The 23,277-nt window shown below is 64.6% G+C and carries 24 protein-coding genes; 18 read left to right on the forward strand and 6 right to left on the reverse strand.

All coding sequences use genetic code 11. The annotated features are described in order from the left end of the window. Positions 1 to 232 precede the first annotated feature (232 nt). From NG900_RS11125 to NG900_RS11165, 9 genes are all read left to right on the forward strand, one after another. The gene (locus tag NG900_RS11125) at positions 233 to 2,101 is read left to right on the forward strand and encodes an acyl-CoA dehydrogenase (protein ID WP_252680122.1); all 1,869 of its coding nucleotides are present in this window, start codon (positions 233 to 235) and stop codon (positions 2,099 to 2,101) included. Between the two features lie 27 nt (positions 2,102 to 2,128). Then, positions 2,129 to 2,911, forward strand: a complete 783-nt coding sequence (locus NG900_RS11130) for an SDR family oxidoreductase (protein WP_252680124.1) — start codon at positions 2,129 to 2,131, stop codon at positions 2,909 to 2,911. 45 nt (positions 2,912 to 2,956) lie between these two features. Next, on the forward strand, positions 2,957 to 3,403 hold the full coding sequence (locus NG900_RS11135; RefSeq protein ID WP_252680126.1) for a PaaI family thioesterase: 447 nt from the start codon (positions 2,957 to 2,959) through the stop codon (positions 3,401 to 3,403). Between the two features lie 99 nt (positions 3,404 to 3,502). Next, the gene (locus NG900_RS11140) at positions 3,503 to 4,906 is read left to right on the forward strand and encodes a serine hydrolase domain-containing protein (RefSeq protein WP_252680128.1); all 1,404 of its coding nucleotides are present in this window, start codon (positions 3,503 to 3,505) and stop codon (positions 4,904 to 4,906) included. Positions 4,907 to 4,933: 27 nt separating this feature from the next. Beyond that, entirely contained in the window at positions 4,934 to 5,944 is a 1,011-nt protein-coding gene (locus NG900_RS11145; RefSeq protein WP_252680130.1) for an NADP-dependent oxidoreductase, read from the forward strand. Positions 5,945 to 6,047: 103 nt separating this feature from the next. Further along, on the forward strand, positions 6,048 to 6,896 hold the full coding sequence (locus NG900_RS11150) for a class II aldolase/adducin family protein (RefSeq protein WP_252680132.1): 849 nt from the start codon (positions 6,048 to 6,050) through the stop codon (positions 6,894 to 6,896). A gap of 25 nt (positions 6,897 to 6,921) precedes the next feature. Beyond that, the gene (locus tag NG900_RS11155; RefSeq protein WP_252680134.1) at positions 6,922 to 7,878 is read left to right on the forward strand and encodes a glutathione S-transferase family protein; all 957 of its coding nucleotides are present in this window, start codon (positions 6,922 to 6,924) and stop codon (positions 7,876 to 7,878) included. Positions 7,879 to 7,936: 58 nt separating this feature from the next. Further along, entirely contained in the window at positions 7,937 to 8,839 is a 903-nt protein-coding gene (locus NG900_RS11160; RefSeq protein ID WP_252680136.1) for an SDR family oxidoreductase, read from the forward strand. Between the two features lie 27 nt (positions 8,840 to 8,866). Beyond that, on the forward strand, positions 8,867 to 9,787 hold the full coding sequence (locus NG900_RS11165; RefSeq protein ID WP_252680137.1) for an alpha/beta fold hydrolase: 921 nt from the start codon (positions 8,867 to 8,869) through the stop codon (positions 9,785 to 9,787). An 11-nt stretch (positions 9,788 to 9,798) separates the two neighbouring features. Here NG900_RS11165 and NG900_RS11170 read toward each other — a convergent pair whose 3' ends face one another. Then, positions 9,799 to 10,947 carry an iron-containing alcohol dehydrogenase gene (locus NG900_RS11170; protein WP_252680139.1) on the reverse strand — a complete coding sequence of 383 codons (1,149 nt, stop codon included), beginning with the start codon at positions 10,945 to 10,947 and terminating at the stop codon, positions 9,799 to 9,801. 114 nt (positions 10,948 to 11,061) lie between these two features. Here NG900_RS11170 and NG900_RS11175 point away from each other — a divergent pair, with 114 nt between their 5' ends. Both NG900_RS11175 and NG900_RS11180 read left to right on the forward strand, forming a co-directional pair. Then, complete coding sequence (locus tag NG900_RS11175) at positions 11,062 to 12,036, forward strand: alpha/beta hydrolase (protein WP_252680141.1); 975 nt, start codon at positions 11,062 to 11,064, stop codon at positions 12,034 to 12,036. Between the two features lie 41 nt (positions 12,037 to 12,077). Then, on the forward strand, positions 12,078 to 12,524 hold the full coding sequence (locus NG900_RS11180) for a GNAT family N-acetyltransferase (protein WP_252680143.1): 447 nt from the start codon (positions 12,078 to 12,080) through the stop codon (positions 12,522 to 12,524). Between the two features lie 5 nt (positions 12,525 to 12,529). On the opposite strand, the gene NG900_RS11185 is transcribed toward NG900_RS11180, so the two are convergent. Next, entirely contained in the window at positions 12,530 to 13,435 is a 906-nt protein-coding gene (locus NG900_RS11185) for a LysR family transcriptional regulator (protein ID WP_252680145.1), read from the reverse strand. A 106-nt stretch (positions 13,436 to 13,541) separates the two neighbouring features. Between NG900_RS11185 and NG900_RS11190 the strand changes: the two genes are divergently transcribed. Continuing rightward, the gene (locus NG900_RS11190) at positions 13,542 to 14,444 is read left to right on the forward strand and encodes a sterol desaturase family protein (protein ID WP_252680148.1); all 903 of its coding nucleotides are present in this window, start codon (positions 13,542 to 13,544) and stop codon (positions 14,442 to 14,444) included. Positions 14,445 to 14,468: 24 nt separating this feature from the next. Here NG900_RS11190 and NG900_RS11195 read toward each other — a convergent pair whose 3' ends face one another. The 3 genes from NG900_RS11195 to ygfZ all read right to left on the reverse strand — a co-directional run bounded on the left by NG900_RS11195 (position 14,469) and on the right by ygfZ (position 16,768). Next, a complete protein-coding gene (locus NG900_RS11195) occupies positions 14,469 to 15,284 on the reverse strand; it encodes an NRDE family protein (protein ID WP_252680150.1) in 816 nt (271 codons plus the stop codon). Positions 15,285 to 15,412: 128 nt separating this feature from the next. Beyond that, positions 15,413 to 15,703 (reverse strand): DUF4936 family protein, encoded by a 291-nt coding sequence (locus NG900_RS11200; RefSeq protein ID WP_252680152.1) that lies wholly within the window; start codon positions 15,701 to 15,703, stop codon positions 15,413 to 15,415. 15 nt (positions 15,704 to 15,718) lie between these two features. After that, a complete protein-coding gene (ygfZ, locus tag NG900_RS11205; protein WP_252680154.1) occupies positions 15,719 to 16,768 on the reverse strand; it encodes a CAF17-like 4Fe-4S cluster assembly/insertion protein YgfZ in 1,050 nt (349 codons plus the stop codon). A gap of 133 nt (positions 16,769 to 16,901) precedes the next feature. On the opposite strand from ygfZ, the gene mltG reads away from it, so the two are divergent. The 6 genes from mltG to NG900_RS11235 all read left to right on the forward strand — a co-directional run bounded on the left by mltG (position 16,902) and on the right by NG900_RS11235 (position 21,767). Next, complete coding sequence (gene mltG, locus NG900_RS11210) at positions 16,902 to 17,900, forward strand: endolytic transglycosylase MltG (RefSeq protein WP_252680156.1); 999 nt, start codon at positions 16,902 to 16,904, stop codon at positions 17,898 to 17,900. Further along, entirely contained in the window at positions 17,897 to 18,514 is a 618-nt protein-coding gene (gene tmk / locus NG900_RS11215; protein ID WP_252680158.1) for a dTMP kinase, read from the forward strand. Before mltG ends, tmk begins: the two co-directional genes overlap by 4 nt. A gap of 81 nt (positions 18,515 to 18,595) precedes the next feature. Further along, positions 18,596 to 19,606, forward strand: a complete 1,011-nt coding sequence (locus NG900_RS11220; RefSeq protein WP_252680160.1) for a DNA polymerase III subunit delta' — start codon at positions 18,596 to 18,598, stop codon at positions 19,604 to 19,606. A 42-nt stretch (positions 19,607 to 19,648) separates the two neighbouring features. Then, positions 19,649 to 20,065: a PilZ domain-containing protein gene (locus tag NG900_RS11225; RefSeq protein ID WP_420804144.1), complete on the forward strand. Its 417-nt coding sequence runs from the start codon at positions 19,649 to 19,651 to the stop codon at positions 20,063 to 20,065. A 51-nt stretch (positions 20,066 to 20,116) separates the two neighbouring features. Beyond that, positions 20,117 to 20,920 carry a TatD family hydrolase gene (locus tag NG900_RS11230; protein WP_252680162.1) on the forward strand — a complete coding sequence of 268 codons (804 nt, stop codon included), beginning with the start codon at positions 20,117 to 20,119 and terminating at the stop codon, positions 20,918 to 20,920. After that, entirely contained in the window at positions 20,904 to 21,767 is an 864-nt protein-coding gene (locus NG900_RS11235; RefSeq protein ID WP_252680164.1) for an ankyrin repeat domain-containing protein, read from the forward strand. The genes NG900_RS11230 and NG900_RS11235 overlap by 17 nt, the downstream gene beginning before the upstream one ends. 34 nt (positions 21,768 to 21,801) lie before the next feature. Here NG900_RS11235 and egtB read toward each other — a convergent pair whose 3' ends face one another. Beyond that, on the reverse strand, positions 21,802 to 23,112 hold the full coding sequence (egtB, locus tag NG900_RS11240; RefSeq protein ID WP_252680166.1) for an ergothioneine biosynthesis protein EgtB: 1,311 nt from the start codon (positions 23,110 to 23,112) through the stop codon (positions 21,802 to 21,804). Positions 23,113 to 23,277: the final 165 nt, after the last annotated feature.

Consider the following 23,277-nt stretch of genomic DNA (forward strand, 5'->3'; position numbering starts at 1 on the left):
CGGTTTGGCCGTTCTTGCCCTTGATGGCGCCTTGAATTTCTGTAAGCGGGCGGAAAAAAGAAGGACCGCTGTTTGAGCGCAGCGAGTTTCGGTCCTTCTCCGCCCGGTTACGGAAATTCAAGGAATCTTTCGCCATCTCGGGCGCGCCTTTCTTTGCTTACTTTCTTTGGCAAGACAAAGAAAGTGAGTCAGCCCCGGCAGGGGATGAAACAAGGGATGGACCACTAACATCATGTCTTCTCTGCTGCTGTCGCGCCGCGACCTGAGCTTTTTGCTCTACGAATGGCTCAACGTGGAATCGCTCACCCGCATTCCGCGTTATGCCGACCACTCCCGCGAAACCTTCGATGCCGCGCTCGACACGTGCGAGCGCATCGCCACGGACCTCTTCGCTCCGCATAACAAGAAGAACGACCAGGAAGAGCCGCATTTCGACGGCACCACGGTCCACATCATTCCCGAAGTGAAGGTGGCGCTGGACGCCTTCAACAAGGCGGGCCTGATGGCCGCCGGACAAGACTTTGAGCGCGGCGGCATGCAGTTGCCGACCGTGGTTGAGAAGGCCGGCTTTGGCTTCTTCAAGGCCGCCAACGTCGGTACCAGCTCGTACCCGTTCCTCACCATCGGCAACGCGAACCTGCTGCTCGCGCACGGCACGCCCGCACAGATCGAGACGTTCGTGCAGCCCGAGATGGAAGGCCGCTTCTACGGCACGATGTGCCTGTCGGAGCCGCAGGCCGGGTCGTCGCTGTCGGACATCGTCACGCGCGCCGAGTACGAAGGCGAATCGCCACTCGGCGCCCAGTACCGCCTGACCGGCAACAAGATGTGGATCTCCGCCGGCGAGCATGAACTGTCGGACAACATCGTCCACCTCGTGCTGGCGAAGATTCCTGGGCCGGACGGCAAGCTGATTCCGGGCGTGAAGGGCATTTCGCTGTTTATCGTGCCCAAGTTCCTCGTCAACGAAGATGGCTCGCTGGGCGAGCGCAATGACGTGGTGCTCGCGGGCCTGAACCACAAGATGGGCTATCGCGGCACGACCAACTGCCTGCTCAACTTTGGTGAAGGCACGCAGTTCCGCCCGAAGGGGGCGGATGGCCAGCCGCGCGCAGGTGCCATCGGCTACTTGGTAGGCGAGCCGCACAAGGGTCTCGCGTGCATGTTCCACATGATGAACGAGGCACGCATCGGCGTCGGCATGGGCGCGACGATGCTCGGCTACACCGGCTATCTGCACGCAGTGGATTACGCCCGTAACCGCCCGCAAGGCCGCCCGGTCGGTCCATCGGGCAAGGACGCGGCGGCTCCGCAAATCCGCATCGTCGACCACGCCGACGTGCGCCGTATGCTGCTGGCGCAGAAGGCCTACGTGGAAGGTGCGCTCGGCCTGAACCTGTATTGCGCCAAGCTCGTCGACGAGGAACGTGGCGAGACGGATGCCGCCAAGCGGGCCAAGCTCGGCCTGCTGCTCGACATCCTCACCCCGATTGCCAAGAGCTGGCCGTCGCAGTGGTGCCTGGAAGCCAACAGTCTTGCGATTCAGGTGCATGGCGGCTACGGCTACACGCGTGAATACAACGTCGAGCAGTTCTATCGCGATAACCGGCTGAACCCGATTCACGAAGGCACGCACGGCATTCAGGGCCTGGACCTGCTCGGCCGCAAGGTCGTGATGCAGGACGGTGCCGCTTTCACGGCACTGGGCGAACGCGTGCAGGCAACGGTGGGCCGGGCGCTTGAAACCGGCGATGAAACACTGGCGGGCTACGGCCGCGCCCTGGGTATGGCCACGCAAAAGCTGGCCAAGGTCACGCAGACGCTGTGGGCCGCGGGCGACCCGCGTGTGACGCTGGCCAACGCGTCGGTCTATCTGGAAGCCTTCGGCCACGTCGTCATTGCCTGGATCTGGCTGGAGCAGGCCCTGGCCGCCGCCAAGGCACTGCCCAACGCACACGGCGAGGATGCCGATTTCTACCGCGGCAAGTTGCAGGCCGCGCGCTACTTCTTCCAGTGGGAGTTGCCGAAGATCGACCCGCAGATCGCGCTGCTGGGCTCGCTCGACACCACCACGCTGGACATGCAAGACGCTTGGTTCTAACGACGACAACGATATTTAGGAGATACCATGGGTACGCTCAAGCATCTGTTCGATCTTTCCGGCAAGACGGCGCTCATCACCGGCGGCTCGCGCGGGCTCGGCCTGCAGATTGCCGAGGCACTGGGCGAGCAGGGCGCACGCATCGTGCTGTCGGCTCGCAAAGCCGATGAGTTGAAGGAAGCGCAGGCGCACCTGAAATCGCTCGGCATCGAGGCCGACTGGATTGCCGCCGACGGCGCGATCGAAGCGGACATCCGGCGCCTGGCCGACGAGGCGCTCGCCAAGCTAGGCCACATCGACATCCTTGTGAACAACGCAGGGGCCACGTGGGGTGCCCCGGCCGAAGATCATCCGATCGAAGCGTGGGACAAGGTGATGAACCTGAACATCCGCGGGCTGTTCCTGCTCTCGCAGCAGATCGGCAAGCGCTCGATGATCCCGCGCAAGTACGGCAAGATCATCAACGTGGCATCGATTGCCGGCCTGAAGGGCAACGCGCCGGGCACGCTCGACACCATCTCGTACAACACCAGCAAGGGTGCGGTGGTCAACTTCACGCGTGCGCTGGCTGGCGAATGGGGCGAGTACAACATCACCGTCAACGCGATTGCGCCGGGCTTCTTCCCCTCGAAAATGACGCGCGGCTCGCTGGAAAAGCTGGGCGTGGACAAGCTGTCGGAGAAGACCCCGCTGCACCGCATCGGCGACGAGGAAGACCTCAAGGGCGTGGCCGCGCTGTTCGCGTCGGATGCCTCCAAGCACATCACTGGGCAGATCCTGGCCGTCGACGGTGGCGTGAGCGTGGTCTAATTTCGGCTGGCTTTCACTCCATTGAACGCAGCCTTCCGAACGAACATGAGCGCAGACAACAACGGTTTTCCGATCGACATCCCTTTCCTGAAGCTTTTGGGCATGCGTTGCCTGAAGGCGGAAGGCGGCGAGGGCATCGTGGAATTGGCCCTCGAGGCCAAGCACATGAACAGCTGGGAAATGGCCCACGGCGGCGTGACCATGACGATGCTCGACGTGGCCATGGCGATGGCCGGCCGCTCGGCTGACGTGCATGGCCGCGGCGTGGTGACGATCGAGATGAAGACGGCGTTCATGCAGCCCGGGCGTGGCACGCTCAAGGCCAGCGCGCGCTGCGTGCACCAGTCCACCACCATGGCCTTTTGCGAAGGCGAGGTGACCGACGACGACGGCAAGCTCGTCGCACGTGGCTCTGGCACCTTCAAGTTCGTCAAGCGCATGCCGCCTCCGCGCAGTCCCGAATTGGACACATCAGCGGGCGCAGACGGCTGACCTGCCATTCACGGCAGTTGCAGTACGGCGTTTTTTGAGTTGCACACCGGGCAGATGGCAAAGCGCTGCCCATAAGAAAAAGCAATCTAGGAGACCACCATGCAACAACCTGCGCGGCAGACGGTGTCTGCCCTCGCTATCACGCTGCTTTGCTGCACTGGACTGACCATGACCCTGGAAGGGTGCGCCTCCAATTCCACACCGGCGGCTGCACCTGCTGCCAGCGCTCCCGCCCCCGTGCAGGCGCCGCCAGCGCCTAAGTCGCCCGTCCAAAAGCCGCTCACCGCTGACGAGTCCGACCCGAACAAGATGGGCTGGATGCAGGGCTTCCCGCCGCCGCCTGATCGCATCATTCGCTTTGATATGGCGGGCAATATGTTCCCGCGCACGCGCTACGGCTTCAGCCATGTGCGCGAGTTTCTGCCCACGCGCGTAATTTGGCGCGGCGATGGCCCGGTGAGCAAGCTGCCCCGTGCCGAGCAGGACATCGGCGGCGTGGCCTTCACCGACGCTGGCGGCACGCGCCGCACCTTTGCAGAGATGCTGAAGCTGACGTACACCGACGGCATCCTCGTCTTGCACAAGGGCAAGGTGGTGTACGAGCGTTATTCCGGTGCGCTCGATGCACACACGCAGCACATCGCCATGTCGGTCACGAAATCGTTTGTCGGCACGCTGGCGGCCGCGCTTGTGGCTGACGGCAAACTGGATCCGGCTGCACCCGTCACGCAATACGTGCCCGAGTTGAAGGACAGCGCCTATGGCGACGCGACCGTGCGCCAAGTGATGGACATGACGGTGGGCGTGCGCTTCTCCGAAAACTACGCCGACCCGAACGCCGATATCTGGACCTATGCCCGCGCCGGCGGCGTGCTGCCGCGCCCGGCTGATTACAAAGGCCCGGCCAGCTTCTACGACTATCTGGTCACCACGAAGAAGGAAGGTCAGCACGACGACGCTTTCGCCTACAAGACCGTCAACGCCGAGGTGCTGGCGTGGATCGTGCGCCGCGCCTCGGGCAAGTCGACCGCAGCGCTACTGTCCGAACGCATCTGGCAGCCGATGGGCGCGCAGAGCGATGCCTATTTCTCGCTGGACAGCATCGGTACGGAGTTCGGGGGCGGGGGCTTGAGTACAACGCTTCCTGACCTGGCTCGCTTTGGCGAGATGATCCGCAACAACGGCCGCTTCAACGGCAAGCAGATCCTGCCCAAGAGCGTGATCGATGGCATTCACCGTGGCGGAGACCAAGCCAAGTTTGCCAAGGCAGGTTATGCCACGCTGCCGGGCTGGTCGTACCGCGACATGTGGTGGGTCTCGAACAACAGCCACCACGCTATCGAGGCGCGCGGCATCCATGGCCAGGCCATCTATATTGATCCGGTGGCCCAGATGACCATCGTGCGCTATGCCTCGCACCCGATTGCCGCCAATGCCGCCAATGACCCGGTCACGCTGCCGGCGTTCGGCGCGCTGGCCGATTTCTTCATGCATCAGAAGTGACCCATTCGAATACCTAGGAGCGCATTCATGTCGAAGACGTATCAACGCATTGTTCTGGCATCCCGTCCGCAGGGCGCCGTCACGCAGGACAACTTCCGCCTGGAAACGGCCGAGATTCCCGAACTGCAGGACGGCCAGGTGCTGGTGCGCAACCATTTCCTGTCGCTCGATCCGTACATGCGTGGCCGCATGAACGACAGCAAGTCGTATGCGCAGCCGCAGCCGCTGGATGAAGTGATGATTGGCGGTACGGTGGGCGTGGTTGAGGCCTCGAAGAACCCGTCGTTTGCCGTGGGCGACAACGTGGTCGGCATGTTCGGCTGGCAGGAAGTGGGGGTGTCCGACGGCCGCGGGATCCAGAAGGTGGACACGCGCCACATTCCGCTGTCGGCGTATCTGGGTTCGGTCGGCATGCCTGGCGTGACGGCGTGGTACGGCCTGAACAAGATCATGCATCCGAAGCCCGGCCAGACCGTGGTGGTGAGCGCCGCTTCGGGCGCGGTGGGCAGCGTGGTCGGCCAGCTCGCCAAGCTCAAAGGCTGCCGCGCCGTGGGCTTTGCCGGCGGCAAGGACAAGTGCGATTACGTGGTGGGCGAGCTGGGCTTCGATGCCTGCATCGACTACAAGGCCGCGAAGGATTCGAAGGAGCTGTACCAGATGCTCAAGGCGGCCACGCCGGATGGCATCGACTCGTATTTCGAGAACGTCGGTGGCCCCATCCTGGACGCCGTGCTCTCGCGCATGAACGCGTTCGGCCGCATCGCCATGTGCGGCATGATCGCCGGCTACGACGGCCAGCCGCTGCCGCTGCAGAACCCGCAACTGATCCTGGTGTCGCGCCTGACCATCGAGGGTTTTATCGTCTCCGAGCACATGGACGTGTGGCCGGAAGCGCTGCGCGAGCTGGGCGGTTTCGTGGCGCAGGGCAAGCTGAAGTTCCGTGAGAGCGTGTCGCAAGGTCTGGCAAGTGCGCCGGAAGCCTTCATGGGGCTGCTCAAGGGCAAGAACTTCGGCAAGCAGCTGGTGAAGCTGGTCTGACGTTCTTGACGTCAATGTGCGGACTGTCAATCGCTTGACAGTCCGCGGGATGAGGGCCGCAACAGAATGGTCCCACCCACAACCAATGCGTGAAGGAGACACCATGAACGCACCTGACACCGTGCACGCCAAGCGGCCCGAAGACATGGCCAGCAACCTCAGCCCCGAGGCCGCCGCCCGCTACCGGAACCTGCCGCGCCCGCCGCAGTTCGCCACCGTTGAGGAAGAGCGCCTGCACCGCAAGCAGCGCCTGGCCGCAGCGTTCCGGCTGTTCTCCAAATTCGGCTTCGACGAGGGCGTGGCGGGGCACATCACCGCGCGTGATCCGGAGCATACCGATAGCTTCTGGGTCAACCCGTTTGGCGTGCATTTCAGCCAAGTGACGGTGTCGAACCTGATCCGCTGCGACCACCACGGCAACGTGGTCGAGGGCGATTACCCCGTCAACGCAGCGGCGTTTGCCATCCACTCGCGCGTGCATGGCGCGCGGCCCGATGCGGTGGCAGCGGCGCATTCGCACAGCACGTATGGTCGCGCGTGGTCGACGCTCGGCCGCAAGCTCGATCCGCTCACGCAAGACGTGTGCGCTTTCTATGGCGACCACGCCGTGTATGACGATTTCGGCGGCGTGGTGGTCGAGCTGGACGAAGGCCAGCGCATTGCCGAAGCGCTCGGCGACAACAAAGCCGCCATCCTGCAGAACCACGGCCTGCTGACTGTTGGCAAGACGGTCGACGAAGCCGCCTGGTGGTTCATCACCATGGAGCGTTCCTGCCAGGTGCAGTTGCTGGCCGAAGCGGCCGCCGCCCGCACGGGCGAGGCCCCGCGCACGATTTCCGATGCGGCTGCGCGGCAGGCGTATTCCATCGTCGGCTCGGCGCAGGCTGGGTGGTTCCAGTTCCAGCCGCTGTACGCCCGCATCGTCCGCGAACAACCCGATCTGCTCGACTGATCGGTTCTCATACCCCGGAGCATCCATGACGGACCTGATCCTGCATCACTACGCCACCTCGCCGTTTTCGGAAAAGGTGCGCCTGATCCTCGGCTACAAGGACCAGCCGTGGAAGTCCGTTACGGTGCCCCCGATCCTGCCCAAGCCGGATGTGATGCCGCTCACCGGCGGCTACCGGCGTACTCCGTTCCTGCAGATCGGCGCGGATATCTACTGCGATACCGCGCTGATAGCGCAGGTGCTCGAATCGATCCATCCGCTGCCCAAGCTCGTGCCGTCCGAGCATGCGGCGGCCGTGTTTGCGATGGCGCAATGGGCCGATACGACGCTGTTCTGGGCGACGGCCACGTTCGTGACGCAGCCGGCCGGCTTCCAGAGCCTGTTTGGCGGCGCCCCGGAAGAATTCGTCAAAGCGTTCGTGGAAGACCGCAAGGCGATGCGCGCGGGCGGAACCGGCCTGCGCACACCGCTTCCGGAGGCTACATCCACGTTGCACGTTTTCCTGGCGCAGCTGGAGCGCCAGTTCGCCACCGGCGAGCACATCTTCCTGTTTGGTGAACAGCCGACGGTGGCGGATTTCTCCGTCTACCACTGCCTGTGGTTCATCCGTCGCGCGACGGCGGTGGCAGGCATCCTCGACGCACATCCGGAGGTGATGGCTTGGATGCATCGCGTCGCGGCCCTCGGTCATTCGCAGGCGCAGCCGATGACGTCGGCAGAAGCCCTCGACATCGCCAAGGCCGCCACACCGCGTGCGCTGACCGACACCAACGCCGCCTTCGACGGCAGCTACGGCCTGCCCAAGGGCACGCGCGTGACGGTGGCCGCGGTCGACTACGGTGTGGATCCCGTCGAGGGGGAACTGGTGGTCTCCACGCGCGACACGGTAGGCGTGCTGCGCGAAGACCCGCGCGTCGGCCAGGTGGTGGTGCATTTTCCGCGCGTGGGTTACGCCGTGCGCAAGGTCGAGGCGGCGGGCTGACACGCCTTTGCCATCTCGATTGCCTTTTCTCTACTACAACGACATCAGTGAGACACATATGAAGCAATTCGCAGGCGGTGTGGCCGTCATCACGGGCGGTGCGTCGGGTTTCGGCAAGGAGTTCGCCAAGAACGCGGCCGGGTTGGGCATGAAGCTGGTACTAGCCGATATCCAGCAGGATGTATTGGACGCAACCGTCGCCGAGTTCGCAGCGCAGGGCGTGGAAGTGATTGGCCTGCGTGTCGACGTGTCGAAGGTGGAAGACGTACAGGCGCTGGCCGATGCCGCCATGAAGGCGTTCGGCAAGGTCAACCTGTTGTTCAACAACGCGGGGGTGGGCGCCGGCGGGCTGATCTGGGAGAACACCGAGCGCGACTGGGATTGGGTGCTGGGCGTGAACCTGCACGGTGTGATCCACGGCGTGCGCATCTTCACGCCACTGATGTTGGAAGCTGCGAAGAAGGACCCGTCGTACGAGGGCCATATCGTTAACACGGCGTCGATGGCGGGGCTGCTGAATGCGCCGGCCATGGGCATCTACAACGTATCCAAGCATGCGGTGGTGGCGCTGTCCGAATCGCTGTACCAGGATTTGAGCTTGGTGACGGAGCAGATTCATTGCTCCGTGCTGTGCCCGTACTTTGTGCCGACGGGCATCACGCAGTCGCATCGCAATCGTCCGCAGGATCTCGCGAATAACGCGCCGCCCACCAAGTCACAACTCGTGGCGCAAGCCATGACGGACAAGGCCGTCAGCTCCGGCAAGGTGACGGCCGAGCAAGTCGGCCAGATGACCTTCGATGCGATCCGCAACGCGGGCTTCTACATCTACTCGCACCCGCATGCGCTGGCGCCGGTGCAGCACCGCTTTGAAGACATCATCTCGCAGCGCAATCCGTCCGACCCGTTCGAGAGCAAGCCGGACGTGCGTGCGCGCCTGGTGGATGCGCTGCGCGGGTAACTCTCTCACCAACCCTCCGGAATCGCCATGGACACTGCCGCCGCCATCACTGAATCGCAATTCGCCGATCTGCCCAACGGCACGCGGCTGCATTACGCCAGCGCGGGCAAGCGCGGTGCGCCGCTGATGCTGTTCGTGCATGGCTTTCCGGAGTTCTGGTACGAGTGGGAAGCGCAGCTTGCTGCGTTTGGCGACACGCACTTTGCCGTGGCGCCGGACATGCGCGGGTTCAACCTGTCGAGCAAGCCGGCCGCGGTGGATGCGTATCGCCCGAAATTCCTGGTGCAGGATCTTGTGCAGTTCATCACGGCGCTCGGCTATGAGCGCGCCATCGTGGTCGCGCACGACTGGGGCGGGGCGATCTGCTGGAACCTCGCCATCCAGCATCCGGAGCTGGTCGAACGGCTGGTGATCATCAATTCGCCGCACCCTTGGGTGTTTGCCAATGCGCTGCTGAGCGATCCGGCGCAGCAGGCGTCGTCGGCGTACATGAACTGGCTGCGCAAGCCGGGTTCGGAAGAGGCTCTTGCCGCCAACGAGTTCGAGAAGCTCGAAGGCTTCTTCCACGGCATGGGCCAGCCGGTGGCCGAGTGGTTCACGCCGGAGGTGCGGGCGCGCTATCACGCTGCCTGGAGCCGGCCGGGCGAGGGCGGCTCGCATGGTCTGACAGGCGGCGTGAACTACTACCGCGCCTCGCCATTGCATCCGCCCACCGAAGGCACGGCACCGCTGCGCATCGACCAGATGCCGCCGGAAGCGTTTGTCGTGAAGGTGCCCACGCTGGTGATCTGGGGTGAAATGGACATGGCACTGCCCAAGAGCCTGCTCAATGGGCTAGAGCGCTTCATTCCGGATATGCAGCTCGAACGCATTCCCAACGGCACGCACTGGGTGGTCCATGAGCAGCCGGAGCGCATCACTGCGCTGATCCGGCCGTTTGTTTCGTAGCGCGCTCGGCGTTACATCGACTCCGCCAGCATGCGGCGGTAGTCGTCCGCCGTGGCGATGCGCGGGTTGGTTTTGTGGCAGTGGTCGAGCAGGGCGCCTTCCACCACGTGCTCCAGCGCATCCTCCGGTACGCCCATCTGGCGCAAACCGGTCGGCAGGCCCAGGCGCGCGGTCAGGTCGTGCACGGCCTGGGCGAGATCGGCGCCGGCCGGCAGGTTCATCACGCGGCGCATGCGCGCGTAGCGGTTGTCCCGCACCACGGTTTCCGCCGTCTCGTTAAAGCGCAGCACCGCCGGCAGCACGACCGCGTTGAGCGTGCCATGGTGCAGCCCCGTCTTGCCGTTCACCTTCACGCCGCCCAGCGGGTGCGACAGCGAATGCACGCACCCTAGCCCCTTCTGGAACGCCATCGCGCCTTGCATCGATGCGCTCATCATGTTCAGCCGGGCATCGCGGTCTGAACCGTCCCGCGTGGCACGTTCGATGTTGGCCCAGGCACGCTCCAGGCCGTCCAGTGCGATGCCGTCGGCGGGCGGGTTGAAGGCCGGCGCCAGGAACGTCTCAATGCAATGCGCGATGGCATCCATGCCGGTGGCAGCCGTCAACGCGGGCGGCAGGCCGAGCGTCAGTTCCGCATCGCAGATGGCTGATTTGGGCAACAAATGCCACGAGTGGAAACCGAGCTTGCGGCCGTCTTCCAGGATGATGATGGCGCCGCGCGCCACTTCGCTGCCGGTGCCGGCTGTCGTGGGAATGGCGATCAGCGGCGCCGCGGCTTCCGTGATCTTTGTGCTGCCGCCCTCGATGGTGGCGTAGGTGGTGAGCGGCTCGGGGTGGGTCGCCGCAATGGCAATGCCCTTGGCCAGGTCGATCGATGAGCCGCCGCCGATGGCGATCAGCCCGTCGCAGCCGGTGTCCTTGTACTGCGCGGTGGCCTTCAACACCATCGCCTCTGTCGGGTTGGAGGGCGTCTCGTCGAACACGGTGACGGGCAAGCCGCCCGTGGCATCGATGGCCCGCTGCGCCAGCCCGGCAGCGGCCACACCTTTGTCGGTCACGATCATCGGCCGGCGGATGCCCACACGTGCGCATTCGCTTTTCAGTTCGTTGATGGTGCCGAAGCCAAGGTGAACGTGGGTAAGGTAGAAGATGAGGGCCATGCGTTGTCTCCGGATGGTGTTGTTCGTCCACGTCGCCCGTCTTGTTCTGCGGGCGTGGTTCAATGGAGTCCCTGATAATAGCCAAATTAGAACGATCGTTCAGTTAACGCCCTCATGCAGTCCCTGTCTCTCGACCCGCACGTCGCCCAGTTGCTCGATCTGGTGGCGCGTGCCAAGCGGCCGCCACTGAATGCGCTGGACCCAGCCGACGCCAAGATCGCCTACGAAAAGAGCAGTCCCATTGTCGACATCCCGGCCATTCCGCTGGAATCGGTGCATGACCTGACAATCACGGCGCGCGATGGCTATGTCATTCCCATCCGCACGTATGCCGCGCGCGAGGCAAGCTGGGCCGATCCGCTGCCGCTGCTGGTGTATTTCCACGGCGGTGGTTTCACCGTGGGCAGCATCAAGACGCACGATCAGCTTTGCCGCTCACTTGCAGCCAAGTCCGGGGCGATGGTGTTGTCGGTCGATTATCGGCTGGGGCCCGACTGGAAATTCCCCACCGCAGCGAACGACGCCTTCGACGTACTGCAGTGGGTGTTCGATGAAGCGGCCATCATCGGCGCCGACCCCGCGCGCATCGCATTCGGTGGCGACAGCGCGGGCGGTACGCTGGCCGCTGTCACGGCGATCGAGGCACGCAACCGCGGCCTTGCACCGGTCCTGCAACTGCTGATCTACCCTGGCACCACTGCGCGCGAGAGCACTGCATCGCATCGTGAATTTGCCGAGGGCTATCTGCTCACGCAGGAGATGATCCACTGGTTCTTCTCGCAGTACCTGCGCACCGATGCCGACCGTGACGACTGGCGCTTCGCTCCACTGGATGCCGGCGGTCACGGCGCCGATGTCACCGGCGTGTGCCCCGCATGGATCGCGGTTGCGGGCTTCGACCCGATCCGCGATGCCGGCATCGGCTACGCGAACAAACTGCGCGCGGCAGAGGTGCCCGTCGAACTGAAGCTGTACGAAGGCATGATCCACGACTTCTTCAAGATCGGCCGCTTTGTGCCGGCAGTAGAAGACGCACACCGCGATGCCGCCGACGCGCTGCGCCGCGCATTCGGCACCGAGGCCGAGTGAGTTGATCCCATCCCGATTTTCGAAGCACTGAACCCCGAAATATGACTGCTCCCGAATCTGTCCATCCCCTTGCCGGCGTTCAAGTCGACCGCTGGGACGCCGTGCGTGAAGACGCCCGCGCCATCCGCTACGACGTGTTTGTCATCGAGCAGGGCGTGCCCGTCGAACTGGAATGGGACGAATGGGACGACCAGTGCTGGCATGCGCTGGCGCGTGATACGGCCGGTCGCGCAGTGGCCACCGGCCGTCTGTTGCCCGATGGCCATATCGGACGCATGGCGGTGCGCAAGGAGGCGCGCGGCACCGGCGTTGGCGCGCGCGTGCTGGAAGCGCTGATCGACAAAGCCCGCTCGCTCGGTTACCCCGAGCTGATCCTGAACGCGCAAACCCACGCGATGCCGTTCTATGTGCGCGCCGGCTTTACGGCTGAGGGCGCGGAGTTTGAAGAGGCCGGCATTCCGCACCGGACCATGCGCCGCGTCCTGTAGGCCGGTTATACGTTGATCGCCTGGGCGGCCCGCATAATCGCTGCAATGGCCGCCTGCGCTGCCGGCGATGCGGTCCTGCCGCGCAACCGCACAATGCCCGTGGTGGAAGGCGGCGACAACCAGCCCTTCACCGCCAGTCGGACCAGCGTGCCGGACTCCAACTCTTCCTGCACTGCAGCGTCTGTTGCGCCCAGCACGGTATCCGTGGTGAGGGCCACCGTCTTGAGCACGCCGTAGTTGTCGCACTCCAGCGCAATGCTGGCCTCCTGGCCGGCGGGCAGGCCCAGCAACATCGCGAGATCCAGCTTGGACGGGCTCAGCAGCTTCGGCACGGCAATGCCGTATTCCCATACCTCCTGCAGCGTATGCTTACGCGCGGTCAGCGGATGTCCCGCCCGTGCGTACAGATGCGGCGGCTGGCCTCCGATGGGCTGGATGTCGAGCGCCGCGTCTTTGGGCATGTCGCGCACGTCGGCGGCGAAAAATTCGATGCTCTCGCTGCGCAGGCTTTCCAGCAATTGCATCCAGTTGCCCACTTCCATGCGCAGCGCCACTTGCGGATGCTGCTGCCGCAACTCGCGCAGCGCCTGCGGCATGAGTGTGGCTGTAAGCAGCGGCCCCACGCCGAAGGCCGTGTCGCCCAGTTGGCTGTCGCGATAGAGATCGACATCGCGCTGCAGGCAACGTGCCTCGAACAGCAGCCGCCGGGCGCGCTCGATGACGAATTCACCGGCAGGGGTGGGGCGCACATCTCCTGTTTCCCGATCGAACAGGCGGATACCGAGATCCTCCTCGATGGCCTGGATGCTGCGGCTGAAGGCGGGCTGGCTCAGGTAGACCTGCTCTGCGGCGCGAGCAAAGTGCAGCGTGTCAGCCAGCGCGACGACGTGATTCAGGCGGCGCAGATCCATGGCGTTGCGTCCCGTGCATTGAATGGATGTCCATTATGCATTGGACGCATTGAGTTGCCACTCCTAGCATCATCTGCACAACACATCCAATGCGAGGAGACACCCCGTGAGTTCGCACATGGAGCACGCCCTGATCGTCGCCTGCCTTCTTGGCTTTACGGCCATGGAATTCATCAGCCGGCGCTATCAGGCCAACGTGCGCGGCCGCGCAACGGCCAACGACGCCTGGCTTGAGGCGCTCATGTTCATCAGCCTGCTCGCCGTGACGCAGCCGATTGCGCTGCTGGGCAGCAACGCGCTGTGCAACTGGCTCATCCCGGCGCAGCACAATGTTTGGGCAGAGCTCCCGTGGTGGGCCATGGCCGGGCTGCTGCTGATCGGCGACGATCTGACGCAATACCTGTGGCACCGCGCCTCGCACACGCCGCTGCTGTGGCCGCTGCACCGCGCGCATCACAGCGCTTCGTACATGAGCGTGCGCATCACGTACCGCAACAACTTCTTCTACTACCTGATGATGCCGGGCCTGTGGATCGGCGGCGTGGCGGTGTACCTGGGCTTTGGGCCCGTGTATGCGGCGTATCTGGTGGTCAAGCTGGCCGTCATCATCGGTGCGCACTGCGCGTGGCCGTGGGACGCGCCGCTGTATCGCATCCGTGCGCTGCGTCCGCTGATGTGGGTGATCGAACGCACGATTTCCACGCCGGCCACGCACTGGGCGCACCATGCGCTCACCAATGCCGATGGCATCGGCCACTACAAGGGCAATTTCGGCAACCTGCTGTTCTTCTGGGATGTGCTGTTCGGCACGGCCCACATCACGCGCAAGTACCCTGCGCAGATCGGTCTGCAGGACGACGCGCTGTTTGGCGCCGAACCGTGGACGGCGCAGATGTTCTATCCGCTGGTGCACTCCAAGCGCGAGCACTCGGCGCTGCGCCCGGGCGGCGCGGCCATCACCGAAATGGAAGAGGAACAGCTCGCCGCTACCAAGCAGGAAGCGGCCTGAGTTGTACGCCGCTTGTCGTAGGACTTAGGTATTGGCGTGCGTGACGGTATTGAGCACGCCGAGGTAGCGCGTCTCACCAATCTGGCCCCGGGCGTCGAAGCGGCGCTCGGTCACATCGAAGCAGCCGTCGTGGCGGATGCGCACCACGGTGCTCGCACGCGTGCCGTAGCGTGGTGAGCGGATGAACGCGGCAGAGAGCAGCTTTTCCCACTCCGGCGCCACGCCCGTGGCGGGCAGGGCACCGGTCGGGGCTTCCCGCGTTTCGGACAGCAGATCGAGATAGCGGGCCACATCGAGCGCGTTGCCATGCCGGCCCGTGTCGGCGGCCAGCGCTTCGGCAAAGGCGGCCATGCGGTGCCGCACCTTGAACCACGGCGTATCGAGCAGTGCGTTGGACAGCCCATACAGGCCGGGCGCGAGCTTGCGCGGCGCTTCGGCGCGGTTGCTCGTCCACCAGAGTTCGTCACGCGTGGCGGTCAGCAGGTTGTAGCCGTTGTAGGCGCGGTCGCGCGCCGCGAGGCCATCGAGATAGGCCGGGATCGAGACGTCGTCTGCCGCGAGGAAATTGGAGACCAGTTCCCCACGCGAGCGCGCATCGGGGCGGCGCTCGGACGGTGCGCGGTAGTTGGTGAGCGCGGCAAAGCGGCCATCGCGCGTCATGCCCATCCACGTACCTGCGTGGCCGACCACCTGGGCCAGGTCGCGTCCGGCCAGCACGTTGGGCGCGTCGCTCCACCACGCCAGCGGCGCGGCAGGGCGGTCATAGAATTCGTCCCGGTTGGCGGCCACCACCAGCGCGTAGGCGGGGTGGGCGTGCCAGGCCGTGAGAATCAAACACATGAGCACTTCCTTTGAACATGCCGCGCAACGAACGGCCAATGGTCAATGTGACGACCTGTGTTGCGCGGGCTTCGGCCAAGCATAGCAGCCTGCCGGATTTTTGCGATGCCGATTGCGGCAGTGCGCAGTCAGCCGTTTTCCAGATCGACAAACAACTCCGCATGGCGTTCGCCCGCCACGAATTCACGCGGGCCGCCGGTTTCCCACAGGCCAGCCAGCGTGGCGGCAAAAGCGGGCGGGACGTCGTTGTAGGACTCCATCCACGTAGCCTGGCCATCGCGCACTTCCGGGCGGCGCATCAGCGCGCCCGCCACGCCGGTCGCCTCTTCCACGGTATCGAGCCAGCGTTGCCAGCGCGGCAGGGCGGACGCAGCGTCGCGCTCGGCGATGCGGAAGTAGACGAACAGGTGATCGGCCATGATGGGTGTCCGGTGTCAGGCGTTTTCTGCGACGGGGATGACGTACGGCAGGCTCTCCAACGTCAGCACCGGGCCGTCCGCTGTGGCCAGGTGGATGACGGTGTCCAGCGCGTCCAGCTTCAGTTCGACCAGCAGATCGGTGCCGCCATCCGGCGCCATGGCTGCGTTGACCACCATGCCGCACGGCTGGCTCGGATCGGCCGCGCTAAAGACTTCGGCGCCGGCAGAGGTGGGTGCGTTCACGTGCGCACGCTGCATGCGCCGCTTGAGCGTGCCGCGATACTGGCTGCGCGCGACGATCTCCTGGCCGGGGTAGCAGCCCTTTTTGAAATCGACGCCGCCCAGCAGCTCCAGGTTCACCATCTGCGGGACGAATTGCTCCTGCGTCGGCAGGGTGATGTGCGGTACACCCGCCTGCAAGCCCATCCAGTCCCACACCTCGGTGCCGACCAGCGACAGGCGCGACGACAGCGTCTTCCAGGCGTGCTGGAAGTGCTCGGCGTGCACCATCCATTGGTAGCGCGGGCGGCCGTCGGCGTCGGGCAGGCGGATGACCGCGCCGACCTGCTGGCCGACCGTGGCAGGCTGCTGCGCCACCGCGTAAATGGCGCTCGCGGCATCGGGCTCAGGCAGCACGGCACCGGCTTCGCGCAGCGCTTCCGCCGCATCCGGCCCGGCGACGCCGATGGCGATGAACTCGTCCATCGGGCGCAGCTTGGCCTTGGCGCGCAGCACGAACATGGACAGGCGTTTGGTGAGCGTGGGCGCGATCAGCTTGTCGGTCTGCAGGACGATCGTATCGGCCTGGCGCCACATCAGCAGCGTGGCAAGCAGGCGGCCCTTGGGTGAGCAGTAGCCTGCCAGGCGCGCTTGATCCAGCCCCAGGGACGTGACGGCGTTGGTGAGCTGGTTATGGAGGAATTCGGCGGCATCGGCGCCTTCGACGGCGATGCGGGCAAGATCGGTCGGTGCGGACAGCACGCTACCGCGCGTGGCGGCGTCAAACTGTACGTCGAGCGGCGGGAAGCTCAGCGTATCGACGAAATCGTGAAAGACATCATTCATGGTGTGCGGGCGGCCTAGGTTTGACCCGGTATTATATTGGGCTGTCTGAAGGGCCGTTTGTGCCCTGTCTATCCATTTCAAGAGTGCGGAAATCGCCGGTGCCGGCCGATTCCACACGCGGATTCGCAACACAATGCTCTCTTTTCTCAAACGCTTGTTCCTGCTGGCGATCCTGATTGCGCTGGTAGCAGCAGGCGGTGTGGTGTGGTGGGCCCAGCAACCGGTGAGCCTCGCGGCCTCGCCGCTGGAGGTGGTGATCAAGCCCAACTCGAGCGTGATCTCGGTCAGTAAGCAACTCGCCAATGGCGGTGTGGGCGTGCAACCGCAGCTGTTTTCGCTGGTGGCGCGCGTCACGGGCAATGCCAAGAGCCTGAAGGCTGGCGGTTATTCGCTTGAAATCGGCGCGACGCCGTTGTCCATTCTCGACAAGATGGCACGCGGCGAAGTCACGCACTACGTCGTCACCGTCATTGAAGGCTGGAACATGCGGCAGATGCGCGCCGTGGTCGACGCCGAGCCCGCGCTCAAGCACGACACGGCCGGCATGTCCGACGCCGACCTGATGCGCAAGATCGGCGCGCCCGAGGCCAACCCGGAAGGCTTGTTCTTCCCCGATACCTACCTCTTCGCCCGCGGCAGCAGCGACGTGGAGCTGTACCGCCACGCCTACCAAGCCATGCAGAAGCGCCTGAACGACGCCTGGGCCAAGCGTGCGCTCGATTTGCCATACAAGACGCCGTATGAGGCGCTGACCATGGCCTCCATCATCGAGAAGGAGACCGGCCAGAAGCTGGAGCGTCCGATGATTGCCGCCGTGTTCGTCAACCGTTTGCGCAAAAACATGTTGCTGCAGACGGACCCGACGGTCATCTACGGCATCGGGGCGGGTTTTGATGGCAACTTGCGCAAGCGCGATCTGCAGACCGACACGCCGTACAACACCTACATGCGCATCGGTCTGCCGCCCACGCCAATCGCGCTGCCGGGCATGGCGTCGCTGCAGGCGGCGCTGAACCCGGCGCCGTCCGACGCGCTGTACTTTGTGGCGCGCGGTGACGGCAGCAGCCAGTTTTCCTCCAACCTGACGGACCACAACCGGGCTGTCAACAAATACCAGCGCGGCCAACCATGACCGGCAAATTCATCACATTCGAAGGCATCGACGGCGCGGGCAAGAGCACGCACATCGCGTGGTTTGCGCAGCAGTTGCAAGCCAGGCTGGCGCCCCAGGGCAAAAAGGTGGTCGTCACCCGCGAGCCGGGCGGCACCCCCCTGGGCGAGCGCCTGCGCGAGGTGCTGCTGCACGAACGCATGCACCTGGAAACCGAAGCGCTGCTGATGTTCGCCAGCCGCCGCGAGCACATCGCCGAGGTGATTCAGCCCGCGCTCGATGCCGGCGACTGGGTCATCTCCGACCGCTTCACCGACGCAACCTTCGCCTATCAGGGCGGGGGCAGGGGCTTAGGCCTGGACCGGCTCGAAGCGTTGGAGCGCTGGGTGCAGCAAGGGCTGCAGCCGACCAAGACCATCCTCTTCGATCTGGCTCCGGAAATTGCGGCTGCACGCCTGGCCGATGCCCGCACGCCCGACAAATTTGAAGCCGAGTCCGCCCAATTCTTCCTGCGCACGCGCGCCGAATACCTGCGCCGCGCCGCGGCCGAGCCGGGTCGGTTTGTCGTGCTCAACGCCAATCGGGATCGCGCCGATATTCAGAAAGACTTGGAGAATCTGCTTGCAACGCTCTGATTTTGCAGGCAATTTCTGATACGGAAATAATGGTTTCACGACGCGAATTCGCATCAACAATCTGACGCAACCCATTGATTCATGATGCTTTATCCCTGGCAATCCGCTGATTGGTCCCGCCTGCAAGCGATGCGGGCCAAGCTGCCGCACGCGATCCTGCTGGGCGGTCAGGCCGGCACCGGCAAGCGCGATTTCGCCATGCATTTCGCGCAGGGCCTGCTGTGCGACACACCGGCCGCTGACGGTCAGCCGTGCGGCACGTGCGCAGCCTGCAACTGGTTCGCCCAGGGCAACCATCCGGATTTCCATCTCGTGCGCCCCGAAGCCATGGAAGACGCGCCCGAGACGGAGAAGGATGCCGAAGGCAAGAAAAAGGCGCCCAGCAAGATCATCCGCATGGAACAGGTGCGCAACCTGATCGAGGCAGTGGGGGTGGGCACGCACCGGGCCGGGCTGCGCGTGGTGGTGCTGTATCCGCTCGACGCGCTGCAGACTGAAGGCGCCAACGCGCTGCTCAAGACGTTGGAAGAGCCGCCGCAGAACACCGTCTTCCTGCTGGTGACGGACCGTATCGACCGCATTCTGCCGACCATCCTGTCGCGCTGCCGGCAGTTTCCGCTGCAGCCACCGCAGCCCGAGGCCGCACGCCAATGGCTGGAGCAGCAAGGCGTGCCGCACGCCCAGAGTCTGCTGGCCGAGTTTGGCAACGCACCGCTGGCCGCGCTGGCAGCCGCCGAGTCCGAAGACCGCCCGCTGCTGCAATTCCTGCTCGAACAGCTTGGCCAAGGTGCAAAGCTGGACGCGCTGGCCGCCGCCGAGCACGTACAGAAATTGTCGGTGCCTGCCGTTCTCAGTACCATGCACCGATGGGTCTTTGACCTGATGGCGGCACGGTTGGCTGGGCGTCCGCGCTACTTTCCGGCGCAGCGCGATGCGTTGCAGCGCTGCGCGAGCGCCATCCCGCTGGACCGCCTGGAACGTTTCGCGCGTGCCTTGCCGGAGCGGCGCCGTACCGAACAGCATCCGCTGGCCGCGCGGCTCGTCATCGAAAGCCTTTTGCTGGATTACCGGCAGCTCTTTCCGGCTGCCTGAATCCGAACCTGCACCTGAACGTCTGCACTCCGTGGAAACCCTGTGAGCACTGCACCTCTTCGTACGCCCGGCACCCCCGTCACACCTGGTACGCCCGCGCTGGGTACGCCCACCGGTACGCCGACCCGTCCAGGCATCGTCTCGCTGGCCATCAAGGACGAGGCTGGCCTGCACGCCGCGTATATGCCGTTCCTGAAGAACGGCGGCATTTTCGTGCCGACACAGCGCCCGTACCGGATTGGCGAGGAGGTCTTCCTCGTGCTGTCGCTGCTGGATCGCCCGCAGAAGTACCAGGTGGCTGGCAAGGTGGCCTGGATCACGCCGGTGGGTACGCCTGCCAAGACGCCAGGCATCGGCGTGCATTTCGGTGAAGACGAGCCCTGCCGCGTGCTGCGCCGTGTGATCGAAGAGCTGCTCGGCAAGCAGATCAACTCTCAGCGGCCGACCCAAACCCTTTGATATTTTTTGATACGGCGCATCAGGTTTGCGCCGTAACCTCCTGATTATTCGATGTTTGTCGATTCCCACTGCCATATCAATTTCCCCGACTTGCGAGCGCGTCTGCCTGAGTTGCTGACACGCATGCGCGAGAACCGCGTCACCCACGCGCTGTGCATCTCCGTCACGCTGGAAGACTTTCCGAGCGTGCTGGAAATCGCCGAGCAGGAGCCGAACGTGTACGCCACGGTGGGCGTGCACCCCGATGCCGAAGCCGATATTGAAGAAGGCACCCGCATTGAAGAGCCCACGCTGGAGCGTCTGCTGTCGCTGGCCGATCACCCGCGCGTGGTCGGCATCGGCGAGACGGGCCTCGACTACTACCGCCTGGGTGATCGCACCGTGGCCGACATGGAATGGCAGCGCGATCGCTTCCGCACGCATATCCGCGCGTCGAAGCAGACCGGCAAGCCGCTGGTGATCCACACGCGATCCGCAGCGGACGATACGCTGGCCATCATGCGCGAGGAGGGCGCCGAGGCGGCACGTGGCGTCATGCATTGTTTTACTGAAAGCTGGGACGTGGCCAAGGCCGCACTGGACCTGGGTTTCTATATCTCGTTCTCGGGCATCGTCACGTTCAAGAACGCCGTCGACCTGCAGGAAACCGCGAAGAAAGTGCCGCTGGATCGCATGCTGATCGAAACCGATTCGCCATACTTGGCGCCGGTGCCGTTCCGCGGCAAGACGAACGAGCCGGCCTACGTGCGGCACGTGGGTGAATTCCTGGCCACGCTGCGCGGCGAACCGCTGGACCGCATCGCCGGCACAACGACTGAGAATTTCTTCAATCTATTCAATGCAATACCGCGATAACTTGAAGCAAAAAATGAGAAATATCGCGCTCGCCGGCGCGTTGGCGATGGTGCTGTCGGGCGCCGCATTCGCCTCGCCGCAGGATGATCTGCGCGCGGCCGTCGAGTACAACCGGCCGGTGCTGGTGCAGAAGTACGTCGCGCAGGGTGTCGACCCGAACCTGAACACGCGTGACGGCACACCGCTGCTGGTGGATGCACTCAAGGACAAGAACGTCGAAGTGGCCGAGGCGCTGATGCGCGCCAAGGGCATCGATTTCGAGCGCACCAATGCCGCCGGCGAGAACGCGCTGATGATGGCCGCCTACCAGGGCCTGCTGCCCATCGTGAAGCTGATGGTGGAAACGTACGACGTGGAGGTCAACAAGACGGGCTGGACCGCGCTGCACTACGCCGCCACCAACGGGTATGACGACATCGTCAAATACCTGATCGACCACGCCGCCTACATCGATGCGGAAAGCCCCAACGCCACCACGCCGCTGATGATGGCGGCCATGGGCGGCCACATCACCACCGTCAAGCTGCTGCTGGACGAAGGCGCAGACATGAACCTGCGCAACCAGCAGAAGATGGATGTGATCGACTTTGCCAAGCGGTATCACCAGGATGAGATTGCCGCTGGGCTGGAATCGCGCCGCCGCAAGCTGGCCGAGCAGGGCGCCAAGCCGGCGCCCGCCCAGACGCCAGCAGCGCCGACCGCCGCGGTTCCAGCCGCTCAGGCAGGCAAATCCGCCGCGCCCGATGTGCCAACGCCAATGCCGCCAGCCAAGCCGGCCGCTGCCGCACCCCGTAGCCCGGACACGGTCGGCACCCCCACCAACATGCTGTTCGACAGCAATCGCTAGGCGCTCGCCCAATGGCAGCCGGGCGTGATGCGTATCACGCCCGCCGAGCCAACCGCACCCCGGTGAACTGCCATCGCTGGTGCGGATAGAGGAAGTTGCGATACGTCGCTCGCAGATGCCCTTCGGGCGATACACACGACCCGCCGCGCAGCACCATCTGGCTGCACATGAACTTGCCGTTGTATTCGCCCACGGCGCCTTCGGCGGGCTCGAACCCCGGGTACGGGCCATAGGGGCTGGCGGTCCACTCCCACACATCCCCGAACATCTGACGCAGGCTGCCGGTCTCGGTGATGCCGTGGTCCGGCAGCGGGCGCAAGGCGCCCCGGCCGGCGAAGTTGCCCAGCACGGGCAGGCCTTCCGCGGCGTGCTCCCATTCGGCCTCAGTAGGCAGGCGCGCGCCGGCCCAGCGGGCATAGGCGTCAGCTTCGTAAAAGCTGACGTGCGTGACGGGCGCATCCAGATCCACCGGCTGCAGGCCATGCAGCGACATCTGCTGCCAGCCTTCCGCCTCGTCCATGCCAGCGCGCCAGTAGAGTGGGGCGTCGATGCCTTCGCGCTGCACCCAGGCCCAGCCGTCGGATAGCCATAGCATGGGCTGCCGATAGCCGCCGTCGTGCATGAAGGCAAGCCACTCCCTGTTGGTGACGGGGTGCGTGGCGAGCGCGTAAGGCTCCAGCCAGACGGTGTGGCGCGGGCCTTCGCAATCGAACATGAAATCGCTGCCGGAAGCTGTCTGGCCGATCTGCACGGCGCCGCCCAGGAAGTTGACCCACTCCGGCTGCACTGATGTCGCGTGCACGCGCAGCGGAGGCGTCTCGGCATAGGCGGGACACAGCGGATTCTGCGCAAACAGGTGGAGCAGGTCCGTCAGGAGCAGCTCCTGGTGCTGCTGCTCGTGGTGCAAGCCCAGCGTGATCAGGCGGGCGAGGTCATCCGTCACGCCGTCGGCCAGCAGTTGGTGCATGGCCGCGTCGACATGGGCGCGATAGGCGCGCACTTCATCGAGCGTCGGGCGCGTGAGCATGCCGCGCTGCGGGCGCGGGTGCCGGGCACCCACCGTCTCGTAATACGAATTGAACAGGTAGCGGTAGCGCGGATTGGGCGAGCGATAGCCCGGCACGCTTTGGCCAACATTCGGGCCGAGGATGAACTCTTCGAAAAACCACGTCGTATGGGCGAGGTGCCATTTGGCGGGACTGGCGTCGTCCATCGACTGGACTGTGGCGTCGGCGTCGGACAGCGGCGCGGCCAGGGCCAGGGATTGCGCTCGCACCACGCCGTATTGCTGCATCAACGCAGGCAAGGCGGTGGCGGGCACATCGAATACAGGCAATACGCGCATGGCATCTCCAGGACGGGCAGCGGGAACAGCACAGCAGCAAGTGGGCCATGCCGCCGCGCGCGCATTGGCGCACTCCGCTTGCCCGTTTTTCGTAAGAAGCATATGCGAGCTTTGTAACTTTGCCATGCCAGGCCGGTATACGAATCTCGTGATGCTGCATTGCGG

The organism is Ralstonia soli, from assembly GCF_023955655.1.
In the GTDB taxonomy this organism is placed as follows: Bacteria; Pseudomonadota; Gammaproteobacteria; order Burkholderiales; family Burkholderiaceae; genus Ralstonia; species Ralstonia soli.

What these genes read in the sequence shown, in the direction of transcription:
- NG900_RS11170 (WP_252680139.1), bottom strand. Translation starts at nt 10,947, where the DNA reads ATGGCCCTCATCTTCTACCTTACCCACGTTCACCTTGGCTTCGGCACC.
- NG900_RS11140 (WP_252680128.1), top strand. Translation starts at nt 3,503, where the DNA reads ATGCAACAACCTGCGCGGCAGACGGTGTCTGCCCTCGCTATCACGCTG.
- NG900_RS11180 (WP_252680143.1), top strand. Translation starts at nt 12,078, where the DNA reads ATGACTGCTCCCGAATCTGTCCATCCCCTTGCCGGCGTTCAAGTCGAC.
- NG900_RS11145 (WP_252680130.1), top strand. Translation starts at nt 4,934, where the DNA reads ATGTCGAAGACGTATCAACGCATTGTTCTGGCATCCCGTCCGCAGGGC.
- tmk (WP_252680158.1), top strand. Translation starts at nt 17,897, where the DNA reads ATGACCGGCAAATTCATCACATTCGAAGGCATCGACGGCGCGGGCAAG.
- NG900_RS11125 (WP_252680122.1), top strand. Translation starts at nt 233, where the DNA reads ATGTCTTCTCTGCTGCTGTCGCGCCGCGACCTGAGCTTTTTGCTCTAC.
- NG900_RS11155 (WP_252680134.1), top strand. Translation starts at nt 6,922, where the DNA reads ATGACGGACCTGATCCTGCATCACTACGCCACCTCGCCGTTTTCGGAA.
- NG900_RS11135 (WP_252680126.1), top strand. Translation starts at nt 2,957, where the DNA reads ATGAGCGCAGACAACAACGGTTTTCCGATCGACATCCCTTTCCTGAAG.
- mltG (WP_252680156.1), top strand. Translation starts at nt 16,902, where the DNA reads ATGCTCTCTTTTCTCAAACGCTTGTTCCTGCTGGCGATCCTGATTGCG.
- NG900_RS11175 (WP_252680141.1), top strand. Translation starts at nt 11,062, where the DNA reads ATGCAGTCCCTGTCTCTCGACCCGCACGTCGCCCAGTTGCTCGATCTG.
- ygfZ (WP_252680154.1), bottom strand. Translation starts at nt 16,768, where the DNA reads ATGAATGATGTCTTTCACGATTTCGTCGATACGCTGAGCTTCCCGCCG.
- NG900_RS11200 (WP_252680152.1), bottom strand. Translation starts at nt 15,703, where the DNA reads ATGGCCGATCACCTGTTCGTCTACTTCCGCATCGCCGAGCGCGACGCT.
- NG900_RS11220 (WP_252680160.1), top strand. Translation starts at nt 18,596, where the DNA reads ATGATGCTTTATCCCTGGCAATCCGCTGATTGGTCCCGCCTGCAAGCG.
- NG900_RS11130 (WP_252680124.1), top strand. Translation starts at nt 2,129, where the DNA reads ATGGGTACGCTCAAGCATCTGTTCGATCTTTCCGGCAAGACGGCGCTC.
- NG900_RS11185 (WP_252680145.1), bottom strand. Translation starts at nt 13,435, where the DNA reads ATGGATCTGCGCCGCCTGAATCACGTCGTCGCGCTGGCTGACACGCTG.
- NG900_RS11165 (WP_252680137.1), top strand. Translation starts at nt 8,867, where the DNA reads ATGGACACTGCCGCCGCCATCACTGAATCGCAATTCGCCGATCTGCCC.
- NG900_RS11230 (WP_252680162.1), top strand. Translation starts at nt 20,117, where the DNA reads ATGTTTGTCGATTCCCACTGCCATATCAATTTCCCCGACTTGCGAGCG.
- NG900_RS11235 (WP_252680164.1), top strand. Translation starts at nt 20,904, where the DNA reads ATGCAATACCGCGATAACTTGAAGCAAAAAATGAGAAATATCGCGCTC.
- NG900_RS11150 (WP_252680132.1), top strand. Translation starts at nt 6,048, where the DNA reads ATGAACGCACCTGACACCGTGCACGCCAAGCGGCCCGAAGACATGGCC.
- NG900_RS11160 (WP_252680136.1), top strand. Translation starts at nt 7,937, where the DNA reads ATGAAGCAATTCGCAGGCGGTGTGGCCGTCATCACGGGCGGTGCGTCG.
- egtB (WP_252680166.1), bottom strand. Translation starts at nt 23,112, where the DNA reads ATGCGCGTATTGCCTGTATTCGATGTGCCCGCCACCGCCTTGCCTGCG.
- NG900_RS11195 (WP_252680150.1), bottom strand. Translation starts at nt 15,284, where the DNA reads ATGTGTTTGATTCTCACGGCCTGGCACGCCCACCCCGCCTACGCGCTG.